The 15,261-nt window shown below is 60.4% G+C and carries 18 protein-coding genes; 11 read left to right on the top strand and 7 right to left on the bottom strand.

The features are described from left to right. Window positions 1-39 precede the first annotated feature (39 nt). Window positions 40-234 (top strand): hypothetical protein, encoded by a 195-nt coding sequence (locus VIN96_RS09960; protein ID WP_331895859.1) that lies wholly within the window; start codon window positions 40-42, stop codon window positions 232-234. A gap of 14 nt (window positions 235-248) precedes the next feature. Here the strand turns inward: VIN96_RS09960 and VIN96_RS09955 are convergent, their stop codons facing one another. Next, window positions 249-701 (bottom strand): hypothetical protein, encoded by a 453-nt coding sequence (locus tag VIN96_RS09955; protein ID WP_331895858.1) that lies wholly within the window; start codon window positions 699-701, stop codon window positions 249-251. A 93-nt stretch (window positions 702-794) separates the two neighbouring features. Here VIN96_RS09955 and VIN96_RS09950 point away from each other — a divergent pair, with 93 nt between their 5' ends. Then, a complete protein-coding gene (locus VIN96_RS09950) occupies window positions 795-1,385 on the top strand; it encodes a Crp/Fnr family transcriptional regulator (RefSeq protein ID WP_331895857.1) in 591 nt (196 codons plus the stop codon). On the opposite strand, the gene ftsY is transcribed toward VIN96_RS09950, so the two are convergent. From ftsY to VIN96_RS09925, 5 genes are all read right to left on the bottom strand, one after another. Further along, the gene (ftsY, locus tag VIN96_RS09945; protein WP_331895856.1) at window positions 1,374-2,294 is read right to left on the bottom strand and encodes a signal recognition particle-docking protein FtsY; all 921 of its coding nucleotides are present in this window, start codon (window positions 2,292-2,294) and stop codon (window positions 1,374-1,376) included. The two genes, VIN96_RS09950 and ftsY, sit on opposite strands and share 12 nt — an antisense overlap. Further along, the gene (gene mtaB, locus VIN96_RS09940) at window positions 2,295-3,617 is read right to left on the bottom strand and encodes a tRNA (N(6)-L-threonylcarbamoyladenosine(37)-C(2))-methylthiotransferase MtaB (RefSeq protein WP_331895855.1); all 1,323 of its coding nucleotides are present in this window, start codon (window positions 3,615-3,617) and stop codon (window positions 2,295-2,297) included. It abuts the gene before it with no gap. After that, the gene (gene dapF, locus VIN96_RS09935) at window positions 3,617-4,432 is read right to left on the bottom strand and encodes a diaminopimelate epimerase (protein WP_331895854.1); all 816 of its coding nucleotides are present in this window, start codon (window positions 4,430-4,432) and stop codon (window positions 3,617-3,619) included. The genes mtaB and dapF overlap by 1 nt, the downstream gene beginning before the upstream one ends. Before the next feature lie 97 nt (window positions 4,433-4,529). Beyond that, window positions 4,530-4,997, bottom strand: coding sequence for a helix-turn-helix transcriptional regulator (locus VIN96_RS09930; protein WP_331895853.1), 468 nt, complete (start codon window positions 4,995-4,997; stop codon window positions 4,530-4,532). Window positions 4,998-5,264: 267 nt separating this feature from the next. After that, window positions 5,265-5,699: a helix-turn-helix transcriptional regulator gene (locus tag VIN96_RS09925; RefSeq protein ID WP_331895851.1), complete on the bottom strand. Its 435-nt coding sequence runs from the start codon at window positions 5,697-5,699 to the stop codon at window positions 5,265-5,267. Window positions 5,700-6,051: 352 nt separating this feature from the next. Between VIN96_RS09925 and ffh the strand changes: the two genes are divergently transcribed. The 9 genes from ffh (at window position 6,052) to VIN96_RS09880 (ending at window position 14,589) form a co-directional block, all read left to right on the top strand. Further along, window positions 6,052-7,446, top strand: coding sequence for a signal recognition particle protein (ffh, locus tag VIN96_RS09920; RefSeq protein ID WP_331895850.1), 1,395 nt, complete (start codon window positions 6,052-6,054; stop codon window positions 7,444-7,446). A 79-nt stretch (window positions 7,447-7,525) separates the two neighbouring features. After that, entirely contained in the window at window positions 7,526-7,990 is a 465-nt protein-coding gene (gene rpsP, locus VIN96_RS09915; RefSeq protein WP_331895849.1) for a 30S ribosomal protein S16, read from the top strand. A 38-nt stretch (window positions 7,991-8,028) separates the two neighbouring features. Then, window positions 8,029-8,586, top strand: coding sequence for a ribosome maturation factor RimM (gene rimM / locus VIN96_RS09910; RefSeq protein WP_331895848.1), 558 nt, complete (start codon window positions 8,029-8,031; stop codon window positions 8,584-8,586). Between the two features lie 4 nt (window positions 8,587-8,590). Beyond that, window positions 8,591-9,331 (top strand): tRNA (guanosine(37)-N1)-methyltransferase TrmD, encoded by a 741-nt coding sequence (gene trmD, locus VIN96_RS09905; protein WP_331895847.1) that lies wholly within the window; start codon window positions 8,591-8,593, stop codon window positions 9,329-9,331. A gap of 88 nt (window positions 9,332-9,419) precedes the next feature. Beyond that, window positions 9,420-9,893, top strand: coding sequence for a 50S ribosomal protein L19 (gene rplS, locus VIN96_RS09900; RefSeq protein WP_331895846.1), 474 nt, complete (start codon window positions 9,420-9,422; stop codon window positions 9,891-9,893). Between the two features lie 166 nt (window positions 9,894-10,059). Beyond that, window positions 10,060-11,466: a 3-isopropylmalate dehydratase large subunit gene (gene leuC / locus VIN96_RS09895; protein WP_331896057.1), complete on the top strand. Its 1,407-nt coding sequence runs from the start codon at window positions 10,060-10,062 to the stop codon at window positions 11,464-11,466. 14 nt (window positions 11,467-11,480) lie between these two features. Further along, on the top strand, window positions 11,481-12,092 hold the full coding sequence (leuD, locus tag VIN96_RS09890) for a 3-isopropylmalate dehydratase small subunit (protein ID WP_331895844.1): 612 nt from the start codon (window positions 11,481-11,483) through the stop codon (window positions 12,090-12,092). 77 nt (window positions 12,093-12,169) lie between these two features. Beyond that, window positions 12,170-13,279 carry a 3-isopropylmalate dehydrogenase gene (leuB, locus tag VIN96_RS09885; protein WP_331895842.1) on the top strand — a complete coding sequence of 370 codons (1,110 nt, stop codon included), beginning with the start codon at window positions 12,170-12,172 and terminating at the stop codon, window positions 13,277-13,279. A gap of 284 nt (window positions 13,280-13,563) precedes the next feature. Then, window positions 13,564-14,589, top strand: a complete 1,026-nt coding sequence (locus VIN96_RS09880; protein WP_331895840.1) for an aspartate-semialdehyde dehydrogenase — start codon at window positions 13,564-13,566, stop codon at window positions 14,587-14,589. Between the two features lie 62 nt (window positions 14,590-14,651). Here VIN96_RS09880 and VIN96_RS09875 read toward each other — a convergent pair whose 3' ends face one another. Continuing rightward, window positions 14,652-15,248, bottom strand: coding sequence for a response regulator (locus VIN96_RS09875; protein ID WP_331895838.1), 597 nt, complete (start codon window positions 15,246-15,248; stop codon window positions 14,652-14,654). Window positions 15,249-15,261: the final 13 nt, after the last annotated feature.

Raw genomic sequence — 15,261 nt, 5'->3', positions numbered from 1 at the left:
GGTTTCAGGGGGCGCTGGTATCGAACGAAAGGTAGCTTCATGGCCACGCACGCCGAACTCGCCGTCAATCTGTTGCGCAACGCGGCGGTGTTCTTTCGCGACATCGGGGCGCAAAACGCCGAGCTGAAAGAGCAGATGGACGTGAACGCGCGGACCTACGACGCGGTGGCCGATATGTTGGAACAAGACCCGACTGGCGAAATGCCGCTGCCGTCCGACTCGTCTTCATCGTGATCTAACGTCGTGACCTAACGTATGCGATAGCCGTCGTGGCAGGCATTGCAGCTGGCGGTGATGTTTTGCAGTGCGGCGAACACGCTTTGCTGGGCTTCAAACGTGTGCTCGACATCTGCGTTCATTGCCGCCTGGGAAAAACGGCTCGCCGCACGGTGCAGTTCGGTGCCCGCATTGCGCATGCCGTCGGGCATGAACGGCGCCATATGCGCCGCGCCGTGATCGTCCAGCGATGACAGACCCAATCGCGCCTCGGCAATTTTGCCTGCGGTGGCGGCGTCGCCTTCGGCTAGGGCGGCCAAGATATCGTCCAACGCATGCAGGTGATCGCGCATATTGCCGAGTAGGTGCTCTTGCATCGGCGCGGGCATCTCGATCAAGGTGCGGTCATCGGCCTGCGCATTTGCGCTGAGTGTGACGCCAACCAGAGCGCTCATCAACCAAGTCAGGGGTTTGCGGGTGTTCATCGGAGACTCCTCGTAAATCTGGGGTTTGTCGAGCATAGGTGGATTGCTGCGCCTGTTGTATGATTGCAATCATACGAATGAGGAGATTTGTCGATGCCGGTGATGGATCTGGCCGCACGCTTGGGTGGCGCGGCGCGTATTGAAACGTTTAAGGCCGACACCGTGTTGTTTCATCGCGGCGATGTGACCCGACACATGTTCGGCGTTGTGGACGGGCAAGCCTATTTGCGGCGCACCACCATCGAGGGGGCGGAGATCGTCGTCCATCGTGCGCTTGGCGGCGACCTGTTCGCCGAAGCGGCGTTGTTTTCATCCAGCTATCATTGTGACGGAATCGCGGTGGCGGGCGCGCGGATCGCTTGGTTCGAGAAAACGGCGCTCCTGGATATGATGCAAACCGACGGAAGGTTCGCGGTGGCATTTTGCCGCCGCATTGCCGGGCAGGTGCAGCGGCTGCGTTCGAACATTGAATTGCGTGCTATCCGTTCGGCGGAAGACCGCATCATGGCGGCGCTGTCGCTGCGTCTGGGCGAGGGCGAAACGCGATATGAACCTGCTGGATCGTGGAAGGGGTTTGCGGCCGAAATCGGTCTCACCCATGAAGCGCTCTATCGTGCGCTCAAGCGTCTGGAGCAAGCAAAACGGCTGCGTCGCGACGGGCCCGTGGTCGAGCTAGGCGTCTAGGCCCAACAAATTGCAGGCGAAATCGCGTGCCGCAAACGGGCGCAAGTCGTCGGCGCCTTCGCCGACGCCAATGGCGTGAACCGGCAGTTGGAATTTATCGGCCAGCGCCACCACCACGCCGCCTTTGGCGGTGCCGTCCAATTTGGTCATCACCAATCCGGTGACGTTGACCGCTTGCTTGAAGGTTTCCACCTGGGCGTGGGCGTTCTGGCCCACCGTGGCGTCGAGCACCAAGATCACGTCGTGGGGCGCGTCGGGGGTGACTTTTTTGATCACGCGGACGATTTTTTCCAACTCTTCCATCAGGTGCGATTTGTTTTGCAGCCGTCCGGCGGTGTCGATCAGCAACACGTCGACGCCTTGGTCGCGGGCTTGTTCCATGGCGTCGTAGGCCAGGCCCGCCGCGTCCGCGCCGATGTCGCGCGCGATCACCGGCACACCGGTGCGCTCGCCCCACACTTGCAGCTGTTCGATCGCGGCGGCGCGGAAGGTGTCGCCTGCGGCCAGCATGACTTTTTTGCCTTGCTCGGAATACTGTTTGGCGAGCTTGCCGATGGTGGTGGTCTTGCCCGAACCGTTGACGCCGCACACCAAAACCACATGGGGTTTGAGTTCGGCGCGGATTTCCAGCGGTTTGGCGACCGGTTCCAAGATAGCGGTGATGTCGGCGGCGAAGGTCTGGCGGACTTCTTCGTTGCTGATTTCCTGATCAAAACGGGTCTTGGCCAAGGCTGCGGTGATTTTCGCCGCCGTGCTGACGCCCATGTCGGCGGTGATGAGAATCTCTTCCAGCTCTTCCAAGGTGGCGTCGTCCAAGCGGCGTTTGCCGGTGAACAGATTGCCGATGCCGCCGGTGATGCGCACCGAGGTTTTACCCAGGCCCGCTTTCAGTCTGTCGAACCAGCCCATTTATTCCGCCGCCTGTGAGTTGTGGTGTGAAGAGATCAGTTCGCCGCCGCCATTGGTGCCGTCGACACCGACGATGTCGATGCCCAGCAGTTGACCTGCCGTGGCGGTGCCGTCCAAGCGCACGGGCGCGAAGGTTTCGGTTCGGCCGAAGGTCGGTTTTTCCACCAGCACGATTTGATGGGTGCCGACCAGGCTGTGCAGATGGCGCTTCAGGATCGTTTCGCCCGCGTCGCGCAAGCGCTTGGCCCGGGCCTTGGCGATGTCGCCGGGAACTTGGGGCATGCGCGCGGCCGGGGTGCCGGGGCGAGTCGAATAGGGGAACACGTGCAGGTATTGCAGGCCCATGTCTTCAACGTTGCTCAGCGTGGTGGCGAACATCTCATCGGTTTCGGTGGGAAAGCCCGCAATCAGATCCGCGCCGAACACCACATCGGGACGCACCGCGCGGGCGCGATCGACTAGGGCGCGCACGTCGGCGACGGCGTGGCGGCGCTTCATACGCTTAAGCACCATGTCGGCGGCGGCTTGCAAGCTGAGATGCAGGTGCGGCATCAGGCGCGGTTCGTCGGCCAGCAAGGTGAAAAACCCGTCGTCCAGGCGCGCGGGGTCGAGCGAACTGAGACGCAGCCGCGCCAAGTCCGGCACAGCGTCGAGAATGGCGCGGATCACGCTGGTGAGCCCGGTGCCGTTGGCATCCGTCAAACCGGTGTCGGATCCATAGGCGGCGATGTCGACGCCGGTCAGCACCACTTCGAGGTGACCGGCTGCGACCAGCTTTTTCACCTGCGCGACGATCTGGTCCAGCGGCACGGACCGGTTGGGTCCGCGCGCGGCGGGAATGATGCAGAACGTGCAGTCGTTGTCGCAGCCCTGCTGGACCATGACGAACGCGCGGGTGCGGCCGTCCAGACCGCTGACCAGATGACCGGCGGTCTCTTTCACTTCGTTGATGTCGGACACCACGATCGAGGTCGGGTCGTTTTGGCCCAAGCCGCCATTGGGGCCGAACAGTTTCGCGCCGTCGAGTTTTTCCGCGTTGCCGACCACCCGTTCGACCTCATCCATGGCGGCGAATTTCGCCGGGTCCAATTGCGCGGCGCAACCGGTGACGATGATGCGCGCGCCGGGGCGTTCGCGCTTGATGCGGCGAATGGTCTGGCGCGCTTGGCGTTCGGCTTCCGCGGTCACGGCGCAGGTGTTGATGATCACCGCGTCGTGGACGCCGGCTTTGGCCATTTCGTCGCGCATGACCTCGGATTCCAAGGTGTTGAGGCGACAGCCCAGCGTGATGATGTCGGGGGTGATGGAATCGGTGGGACTCATCAGTCGTCCCCCAACAGAGACGGATCGATGGTGCCGACGAAGCTGGTCGCCACCGGGCCGGTCATCAAAACGTTGTTGTCGGGCATCCATTCGATGTTCAGCACGCCGCCGTCCAACACCACGTCGGCTTTACGGCCGGTCAGGCCGCGCCGGGCGGTGGCGACCAGCGCCGCACACGCGCCCGAACCGCACGCCTGGGTGATGCCGGCACCGCGTTCCCACACCCGCATGCGGATACGTTCCGGCGTCAGCACCTGCACGGCTTCGACGTTGGTGCGTTCGGGAAACAGCTTGTCGTGTTCGACCATCGGACCGAACACATTGAGGTCGATGGCGTCGGCGTTGTCGACCATGAACACCGCATGCGGATTGCCCATGTTGACGCCGACCGGGTTCTTCAACGGTCCGGCCTCGATGTTCAAGTGTTCGGTATCGCGGGCTTCGGCCAGCGGCAGGTCACGCCAATCGAGGCGCGCGGGGCCCATGTCCACACTATAAAGCCCGCCACCGACGTTTTCGCAATCGAGCAGGCCGGAAATGGTTTCGACGATCACATGGCTGGTGGCTTTTTCACGCATCACCAAACTGGCGACGCAGCGCGTCGCGTTGCCGCACGCACCGCTTTCGGAGCCATCGGGGTTGTAGATGCGCATGAAGACGTCGGCGATGGCGTTGTGAGCTGGTTCCATGACAATGAACTGATCGCAACCGACACCCCGGCGGCGGTCGGAAATGGCGCGCACGACGTCACGTGACAACGAAAGTTCGTTGTCACGGCCATCGAGGATGACGAAGTCGTTGCCGAGTCCGTGCATCTTTATGAAATCAAGCGTCGCCATGGTGGCTTTATATGGGGGGATAGGCCTACAAGTCCAGGCTTTTGGCGTGTGCCGACAGGCATCGACCGAGCGATCAGCGCGAATTGCGATTGGACTCGGCGGCCAGGGTTTCAACCAGTTCGAACACGTCACGCCTGACCGCGGGGTCCTTGATGTTCATGTAAGCCAGCAAAAGGCGTTGCTTTTGCAGCTCTTGCCCACTGGTATCTCTGTCGCTGTGCCCTTCGTTCTCGGACGCGGCGGACTGATTGTAAAAGTAGCCGAGAGCAATGCCGGTGGCCTGGCTGATGCGATAAAGATGGTTGGCGTAAATACGCAAGTCGCCGCGTTCCAGTCGTCCCACAGTGCCGGGAGCAAACCCGGCTTGGCGGTCCATGTGCGCAGCGCTGAGGCCAAGCGACATTCGTATCGCCTTGAGGCGGATAGGAATTACGTGATCGAGAGTGGAAAGTGAAGTATCGGTTGGATCGAGCCCTGCCGGGGTGTGGTCGTCGGCGTAATTAATTTCGCCCTTTTTGCGCCCAGGAGGCTCCACCATCATATAACTTCCCATCCCAATGCACGGCTGTTAAACAGAAGTTGTATTGCATTTTTTGAGAATTATAATGGTTGCACACCCTTGAGTATACAATAAATTTTCATACAATCATTTGGTGTATCTTTGCGCAAGCGTGACGAAGCGCCGGTGATCGCAGTTTTCGCCAAAAGTGTACCCAAGACCGGTCGTGACGCCCAAATGACAACCGGTCCACGGGCCACGCCCTGTCGAGGTCTATGCACACCTATTTAAAGGGCTGAAAAAGGATTGTCAGAAAGTGTCGCCGTCGCTTATGGCTTCCGCGTCGGCAATGGATTTCACCAATTGAAAGACCCGCGCACGTACGCCGGGGCTGGCGATGCGAAAATAATTGTGCACCAGTTTGATGGATTCCGGCTGGGTCATCGGGTCGTGCTCAAATCCGGATGCGGGTTGATCCGAAAGGGATTTGATCTTGCTGGCCGACGGCATGTCCTCGAAAAAATAGGATACATCGACGTTCAAGGCCTGGGCCAGTTTGAAAAGGTTGCTTGCGCCGATGCGGTTTGCGCCGTTCTCGTATTTTTGGATTTGCTGGAACGTAACATCCAGTGCCTTGCCGATTTCGGATTGGCTGATCCGCAACCCCACGCGGCGCGCCTTGAGACGTTGACCGACATGAATATCAATGGGGTCCGGGATTTCTTTGGGAGGGCGTCTGCTCATATGCGGGCTCCAAATTATTCCATAATTCGTTGTTATGAATACCAAGTAGACAACCAAACGTCACTGTGAATCAACTCGTTTGAAGTGCGTTAGAGTGTTGGGGGATCGTAGACAAGTCAACTGCCGAAGTCGCGCAAACAAAGGCGTAAATGGCGAAAGGTGTTGACTCTCATATGCAAGACGGCGTAGATAACCGCGTTCATCAGCCCCATGCGCTGAATTCACTTCGTCCCGAGGGACGCCGTCAGTCCGCGAGTTTCGCGCACTGGCGCGTTTTGCGTTTTGTCTAACGTATCGGGAGCAAGGCTGGGTGAACACCGAGTTTTGAACAGATCACGATGGATGTGAGTACATGTTTGAAGGTTTGAGCGACAAGCTTGGCGGGGTATTCGACAAGCTGACACGACGCGGCGCGCTGAAGGCATCGGATGTGACCGAAGCCATGCGCGAAGTGCGCGTTGCGTTGCTCGAAGCGGACGTCGCTCTGCCCGTGGTCAAAGATTTCATCGCCAAGGTCTCCGAGGCCGCCGTCGGCGAAGCCGTGCTGCGGTCCGTCACCCCGGGCCAGATGGTGGTCAAGGTGGTGCACGACCATTTGGTCGAGATGCTGGGCGCGGAACCCGAACCGCTGCGCGTTTACGGCAATCCGCCCAACGCCGTGTTGATGGTCGGTCTGCAGGGTTCCGGTAAAACCACCACCACCGCCAAGATCGCCGCGCGTTTGACGCGTCTGGAAAAGAAAAAGGTCTTGATGGCGTCGCTGGACATCTACCGTCCCGCCGCGCAACAGCAGCTGGAACAATTGGGCCAGCAAAACACCATTGCCACCTTGCCGATCGTGTTCGGCGAACAGCCCGTCGCCATTGCCAAGCGCGCCATGCAAGTGGGCCGTACCGAAGGCTACGACGTGGTGATGCTCGACACCGCCGGTCGTCTGCACATCGACGAACAGCTGATGAAGGAAGTCCAGCAGGTTCGCGACGCCGTCAACCCCGGCGAAACGCTGTTGGTGACCGACGCCATGACCGGCCAAGACGCGGTCAACGTCGCTAAGGAATTCCACGACAAAGTCGGCATTTCCGGCATCGTTCTGACCCGCGTCGACGGCGATGCCCGCGGCGGTGCGGCGCTGTCGATGAAGGCCGTCACCGACACCCCGATCAAGTTCTTGGGCGTCGGCGAAAAAATCGACGAGCTAGACGCCTTCGACGCACGCCGCGTGGCAGGTTCGATCCTCGGTCAGGGCGACGTGGTCGGTCTGGTGGAGCGCGCCGCCCAGGTTATCGACAAGGAAGAGGCCGAGAAAGCCGCCGAACGCATGCTCAAGGGGCAGTTTACCCTCGACGACATGGCCAATCAGATCGGCCAGCTGCGCAAGATGGGCGACCTCAAGGGCCTGATGGGCATGATCCCCGGCATGGGCAAAATCAAAAAGCAGATGGCCAATGCCGACATCGACGAAAAAAAGATCGCCCACCAAGAAGCGATCATTCGTTCCATGACGCCAAAAGAACGGCGCAACCCGAAACTGATCAACGGCTCGCGACGCAAGCGCATCGCGGCTGGGTCCGGCACCACGGTGCCGGAAGTGAACCGCCTTTTGAAGCAGTTCGCGATGATGAGCAAGATGATGAAGAAAATGGGCAAAATGGGCGGCAAAGGCATGCCCGGAATGCCCGCAATGGGGGCCGGCGGCATGCCCGACATGTCCAGCCTGCCACCAGGAATGATGCCGCCTTTTAAATAAGACGGCCTTGAAGATGAGTTTTTTGGATTAACGATCGTACTCAAGCAGTACACAAACACTGAAAAGGATAGCGAGAACCATGTCTCTGCGTATTCGACTTTCCCGTGGCGGCGCGAAAAAGCGTCCCTACTACCGTATCGTTGTTGCGGATTCCCGCAGCCCGCGTGACGGCCGCTTCATCGAGCGCGTCGGCACCTACAACCCGATGCTCGCCAAAGACAGCGACCAGCGCGTGGTGTTGGAGGCCGAGCGCGTCCAGCATTGGATCAGCCAAGGCGCTCAGCCGTCCGATCGCGTAGCGCGTTTCTTGGGCGCTGCCGGCCTCGCCGACAAGCCGGCGGTTCCCGAGCAGACCAAAAAGAACAAGCCGAAGGCCAAAGCTCTCGAGCGCATCGCCGAGAAAGAAGCCAAAGCCAAGGAAGCCGCCGAAGCCGCTGAAGCTGAAAAAGCCGCCGCTGCCGAAGCTGCCGCCGCGCCTGCTGAAGAAGCTCCGGCTGAAGAAGCCGCTGCTGAAGCTCCGGCCGAGGATGCGGCCGAGGGCTAACGCCCTGGGCCCTGTCTTCGCCAAGGTCTGGCTTGCTAATGGCTGACCGGCTCGCAAACGCTGATCTTATCTGTGTCGGACTTTTGGGTTCGGCGCGTGGACTGAAAGGCGAGCTTCGCGTCAAAAGCTTTACGGCCGACGCAAGCGCCATCGCCTCTTACGGTCCGCTGACGGATGAAACCGGCGCACGGACGTTCGAGCTGAAGGTCACCGGCAAGCATAAGGACCAACTGGTGGTCCGCATCAAGGGGGTCAACGACCGCAACGCGGCCGAAGCCCTCAACGGTACGAAGCTTTATATGCATCGCGACCGCCTGCCCGAAACGGAAGAGGACGAGTTTTACTTTTCCGATCTTCAGGGCCTGGATGCGGAGCTGGTGGACGGAACGCCATTCGGCCAAGTGGTCGAAGCCGAGGATTTCGGCGGTGGACCGTTTATCGAGGTGAAGACCCCCGGTCACGGCCGGGTTCTGGTGCCGTTCACCAAGGCGGCGGTGCCGGTGGTGGACTTGAAGGCCCGTCGGGTGGTGATCGATCCGCCCGATGGTTTGTTGGAACCGGGCGATCCGGAACCGCAAGACGGTGAAGAGGCGTGAGGCCATGAGTGACGGCGCAACATCCAAGGCCCACTCCGGGTCTCCTTGGCAAGCGGTTGCGTTGACACTGTTTCCGGACATGTTTCCGGGATCGTTGGGCCAATCGCTGGCGGGCCAAGCGCTTGAAGACGGGCGCTGGACGCTGGAAACGGTGGACATCCGTGGGTTTGCACGCGATAAACACCGCACCGTGGACGATACCCCGTGCGGGGGCGGCGCCGGAATGGTGATGCGCCCCGACATTGTGGATCTGGCGATCCGCGATGTGCAGGACAAAACCGGCGGCAAGTTGCCGCTGATCTACATGACCCCCCGGGGTCGCCCGCTGACCCAAAACCGGGTCCGGGAACTGGCTTTTGGGCCGGGGGTCGCGGTTTTGTGCGGGCGTTACGAAGGGGTCGACCAGCGCGTGCTGGACGCCCACGACGTCGAGGAAATCTCGATCGGCGACTACGTGTTGTCGGGCGGCGAGGTGGCGGCGTTGGTATTGATGGACGCGTGCGTGCGTCTGATCCCGGGCGTTATGGGATCGGGCCGCTCGCACGAAGAAGAGAGTTTCGAAGAGGGTTTGTTGGAATACCCTCTGTATACGCGCCCCACCGAGTGGCAAGGGCGCACGGTGCCGGAGGTGTTGCTGTCCGGTCACCACGGAAATATCCGCGCGTGGCGGCGCGAACAGGCCGAGGCCGTTACAAAAGATCGACGGCCCGATCTGTGGAAAGCTTACAAAGCCGCGTCCGAGTGATCGGAACGGCACGAGAATTGAGTTTGAGTTGACAGTTTCGTCGGGGTGCGCCCCGGCATTGAATTTGGAAAAAGAAGGACTGAGTGCCATGAACATCATCGAAGAGCTCGAAAAAGAGCAGCTTGGCAAGCTCACGGCTGACAAAGACCTCCCGGATTTCGGTCCGGGCGACACCGTGCGCGTCCAGGTGAAAGTTATCGAAGGCGATCGCGAACGTCTGCAGGCGTTCGAAGGCGTTTGCATCGGCCGTAAAAACGCCGGTCTGAACTCCGCGTTCACCGTGCGTAAGATCTCCAGCGGCGAAGGCGTGGAACGCGTGTTCCCGCTGTACTCGCCGAACGTCGCCGCCGTTGAGGTCGTGCGTCGTGGCGATGTGCGTCGCGCCAAACTGTATTACCTGCGTGGCCGCACCGGTAAGTCCGCTCGTATCCGCGAGCAGACCGACGGTCACAAAGCCAAGCTCAACGCCGCCGATAAGGCCGTTGCGTCTCAGATCAAGGCCGATCGCGACGCCGCCGCCAAGGCGAAGAAGGCCGCTGCGGCCGAAGAAAAAGGCGAATAAGCCTCTTTCTTTCCGTGGCACCGTTCAGGCCGGGCCGTCGGGTGATCGCGCAAGCGTGATCGCCGGGCGGCCTTGGCTGTGAGCGCGCCACAACCTATCTCTATTTACCGTGTGGTCCTTAGCCCCGGTTAAGGACTGCGTGACTTCACCGCGAACGTTGCAGGTTCTGAAAATGCCCAAAACCCTCTTCGATAAAATCTGGGATGCTCATCTGGTCGATGTCCAAGATGACGGCACGTGCCTCATTTACATCGACCGTCACTTGGTTCACGAAGTGACCAGCCCCCAGGCGTTCGAGGGTTTGCGCTCGGCCGGACGCCAAGTGCACCGCACCGACGCGACGCTGGCGGTGGCCGATCACAACGTGCCGACCACGGACCGTTCCAAAGGCATCAGCAATCCGGAATCGCGCATCCAGGTCGAAACCCTGGAAAAGAACGTCGCCGATTTCCACGTACCGTACTTTGAAATGGACGACGTGCGCCAAGGCGTGGTGCACATCGTCGGTCCCGAACAGGGCTTTACCCTGCCCGGCACCACGATCGTTTGCGGCGACAGCCACACCGCCACCCACGGCGCGTTCGGCGCATTGGCGTTCGGCATCGGCACCTCGGAAGTCGAGCACGTGCTCGCCACCCAGACGCTGCTGCAAAAACCCGCCAAGAACATGCTGATCAAGGTCACCGGCAAGCTGCCCGAACACTGCAGCGCGAAAGACATCGTGCTGGCTGTGATCGGCAAGATCGGCACCGCGGGCGGCACCGGTTATGTGGTCGAATACGCGGGCGAAGCCATCGAGGCGCTGAGCATGGAAGGGCGCATGACGGTCTGCAACATGACCATCGAAGGCGGCGCGCGCGCCGGCCTGATTGCGCCTGATGAAAAGACCTTCGCCTATCTGCAAAGCCGTCCCATGGCACCCAAGGGCGGCGCGTGGGAACAGGCGGTCGCCTATTGGCAGACCCTCAAATCCGACGACGGCGCGCACTACGACGCGGTGGTCGAACTGGATGTCACCGACTTGGCCCCGCAGGTCACCTGGGGCACCAGCCCGGAAAACGTGCTGTCCATCGAAGGCACCGTGCCCGACCCGGCGAATGAGCCCAACGCGGAAAAGAAGACCGCCATCGAGCGCGCCATCGCCTATATGGATTTCAAACCCGGCCAAGCCATCGACGGGGTGAAGATCAACACGGTGTTCATCGGTTCGTGCACCAACGGCCGCATCGAAGATTTCCGCGAAGCCGCCGCCGTGGCCAAGGGCCGCAAGGTGGCGGACGGCGTGCGCGCACTGGCTGTGCCGGGTTCCGGTCTGGTCAAGGAACAAGCCGAAGCGGAAGGCCTGGATAAAGTCTTTATCGAAGCCGGTTTCGAATGGCGCGAGCCGGGCTGTTCCATGTGCTTGGCGATGAACGACGATCGTCTGGCGCCGGGCGACCGCTGCGCATCGACCTCGAACCGCAACTTCGAAGGCCGTCAAGGCAAGGGCGGACGTACCCACTTGGTTAGCCCCGCCATGGCCGCCGCCGCGGCCATTACTGGTTGCCTCACCGACGTGCGCAAGCTGAGCTAAGGGAGAGAGACGTCATGGAAAAATTCACCAAGCTCACCGGCGTCGCGGCGCCGATGCCGATCCGCAACATCGACACCGACATGATCATTCCCAAGCAGTTCTTGAAGACCATCAAGCGCGAAGGTCTGGGCGTGCACCTGTTCGATGAAATGCGCTACCTCGACGACGGTTCGGAAAACCCCGATTTCGTGTTGAACAAGGACGCTTACCGCAAGGCCACCATCATCGTCGCGGGCGACAACTTCGGTTGCGGCTCTTCGCGCGAACACGCCCCGTGGGCGCTGAAGGATTTTGGCATCAAGGTTATCATTTCGACCAGCTTCGCCGACATCTTCTACAACAACAGCTTCAAGAACGGCATGCTGCCGATCCGCGTCGATGAAGAGACGCTGGGCAAATTGATGGACGATGCCGAACGCGGCGCGAATGCCACGCTGACCATCGATCTGGAAAACCAGACCATCTCCGGCCCCGACGGCGGCGAGGTCAAATTCGACATCGACCCGTTCCGCAAGCACTGCTTGTTGGAAGGACTGGACGATATCGGCCTGACCCAGCAAAAGGCCGATAAGATCGACAGCTACGAAGAAAAACAGAAGTCCAGCCAACCCTGGCTTTTCGCCTAATCGCACCACATGACCCAGGGCGGCAGCCCGACGAGACCCCCCGTCGCGGCCGCTCTTTGCTGTAAGGAAACAACATCGTGTCCAACACCAAAAACATTCTCATGCTGCCCGGTGACGGCATCGGCCCCGAAGTGATGGCCGAAGTCAAAAAGGTCATCGACTGGTCCAACGACAAACGCGACACCGGTTTCAAGGTCGAAGAAGATCTGGTCGGCGGCGCGTGCTTCGACGCCCACGGTTGCGCCGTGACCGACGAGACCATGGACAAGGCCCAGGCCGCCGACGCGGTTCTGCTCGGCGCGGTGGGTGGCCCGAAGTGGGACAACGTCGCGCGTGAACACCGCCCCGAAGCGGGTCTGCTGCGTTTGCGCAAAGAGCTCGATCTGTTCGCCAACCTGCGCCCGGCGTTGGTGTTCGATGCGCTGATCGACAGCTCGACCCTGAAGCCCGAGGTGGTGCGCGGCCTCGACATCATGATCGTGCGCGAACTGACCGCCGGCGTATACTTCGGCCAACCGCGCGGTGAAGAACTGCGCGACGGCGTGGCTTACGGCTTCGACACGCAGATCTATTCCGAACCGGAAATCGACCGCGTCGCCCGCGTCGCGTTCGAGCTGGCGAAAAAGCGCAACAACAAAGTCACCAGCGTTGAAAAAGCCAACGTCATGGAATCGGGCGTGTTCTGGCGCAAGATCGTCAACAAGGTCCACGAGGCCGACTACGCCGAGGTGGAGCTGAACCACATGTACGCCGACAACTGCGCCATGCAGTTGGTGCGCTGGCCGGGCCAGTTCGACGTCATCGTCACCGACAATCTGTTCGGCGACTTGCTGTCCGATTGCGCGGCGATGCTGACCGGTTCGCTGGGCATGCTGCCGTCCGCCAGCTTGGGCTCCAAGGATCCGGAAACCGGCAAAATCCCCGCCATGTACGAACCGGTCCACGGTTCCGCCCCCGACATCGCGGGCCAGGGCAAAGCCAACCCGTTGGCGACCTTGCTCAGCCATTCGATGATGCTGCGCTACAGCTTCGACATGATCGAAGACGCCGACATGCTCGACCAAGCGGTGCAGAACGTGCTCGCCCACGGCCTGCGCACCGCCGACATCATGACCGACGGCATGACCTTGGTGTCGACGTCCGGCATGGGCGATGCGTTGATCGAAGAGTTGGAGAAGCTGGCTTAAGGCCGTAAATCCTTGCTTTTTGAACCCCGCCCAGGTATGAAAAGCGCAGATTTTAATGAGGACGCGACATGAGCCATCGTTTGGCAAAATGTGATCTGATTTCCGCCCGGCCTGATTGCGGCTGCGGCGCGCTTTCCTTTGCGAAAACCACCATTACCAAAACCACCACTCGCTGTTAGCGGGCTTTTGGTTTTGCAGGTAAGCAACCAGGCCCGCGGACAGCTCTGCGGGCCTTGGTGTATGGGCCCGAAGAGTGCGGGCCCAAACTGAGGAGATAAAAGGCAATGGGTTACAAAGTCGCAGTCGTCGGCGCCACGGGAAACGTGGGCCGGGAAATGCTGCAAACGATGGTCGAGCGCAATTTTCCCGCCGATGAAGTGGTCGCGCTGGCCAGCCACCGTTCGGTCGGTCGTGAAGTTTCTTACGGCGACGACACGGTTTTGAAGTGCCAGGATTTGGCGACCTTCGATTTCAAGGGCACCGACATCGTGTTGTCGAGCCCCGGCGCGTCGGTGTCGGCGGAATTCTCGCCCAAGGCCGCAGCCGCGGGCGCGGTGGTGGTGGACAACACCTCGCACTTTCGCATGGACCCGGACGTGCCGTTGGTGGTTCCGGAAGTGAACCCCGACGCCATCGCGGGTTACACCAAGAAAGGCATCATCGCCAACCCCAACTGCTCGACCATTCAGATGCTGGTGGCGTTGAAGCCGCTGCACGATCTGGCGACCATCAAACGCGTGGTGGTGGCGACGTACCAGTCGGTATCCGGCGGCGGCAAAGCGGCCATGGACGAACTGTTCAACCAGACGCGCGGCGTCTATATGAACGAACCGGCCGAAAAGAACCGCCAAATCTTCACCAAGCAGATCGCCTTCAACGTCATTCCGCACATCGACAAGTTCATGGATGACGGCATGACCAAGGAAGAATGGAAGATGGTGGTCGAGACGAAAAAGATCCTCGATCCGAACATCGAAGTTTGCGCCTCGTGCGTGCGCGTTCCGGTGTTCATCGGCCATTCCGAAATGGTCAACGTCGAGTTCGAAAACCCCATCGACGAAGAGCAGGCCCGCGCCGTACTGCGCGAAGCTCCGGGTGTGAGCGTGATCGATCATCGCCAAGACGAAGGCTACGTCACCCCGGCCGAATGCGCCGGCGAAGACGCGGTGTTCGTGTCGCGCATCCGCAAGGACGCATCGATCGAAAACGGTCTGAATTTCTGGTGCGTGTCCGACAACCTGCGCAAGGGCGCCGCGCTCAACACGGTGCAGATCGCGGAAATTCTCGCCAGCGATTACTTGGGCAAATAAGTTTCCAAGTGCCTCTGAACACAAACCGTCCCAGCCATCGGTTGGGGCGGTTTTGTTTTGCCCTATTCTGTTTTGGGCGGGGGGTAGTGCGGCAGTTGTGCGGTGTCTGCATGATTGAAGAAGGCGTTGATTTCGTCTTGCTCCATGACCCGGTCGGGCGAGATTTGCTCAGGTTCGTGCTCGCGGCGTTCTTGGGTGTGTTTCGCTTCGTGGCGGCGGCGGTCGGGACCGAAAAAACCGGGCGCGTTGACGAACGGGCGCGGGCGCTCGATTACGTTGCGTATCCGTGAAAACAACGTGTGCGCGGATATGGGTTTGACCAGAAATTCGGTGACCCCGGCGTCGCGCGCTTTGGAAATCCGCCAATATTCCGAATGGGCGGATATCATGATGATCGGTACGAACGTATTGATGGCGTCATGGGTGTGGCGCATCATGGTGGTGAATTCGATGCCGTCGAACGGCGTCATTTCCCAATCCAACAGAATGATGTCGGCGGGCCAGGTTTGGATGATTTTCAAGGCTTCGGCACCATCCCCGGCTTCACGGATATCTTGAGCGCCGAGCGTCGCCAAAATGCGCCGAATGATCGTGCGCATGAAGGCGTTGTCGTCAGCAATCAGGAACTTGACGTTGGCTAGATAACTGCTCTGGCCCATGTGACGCCGTCTC

Source organism: Magnetovibrio sp. (assembly GCF_036568125.1).
Classification (GTDB): domain Bacteria; phylum Pseudomonadota; class Alphaproteobacteria; order Rhodospirillales; family Magnetovibrionaceae; genus Magnetovibrio.
This window is presented reverse-complemented; position numbering and strand designations above follow the sequence as displayed.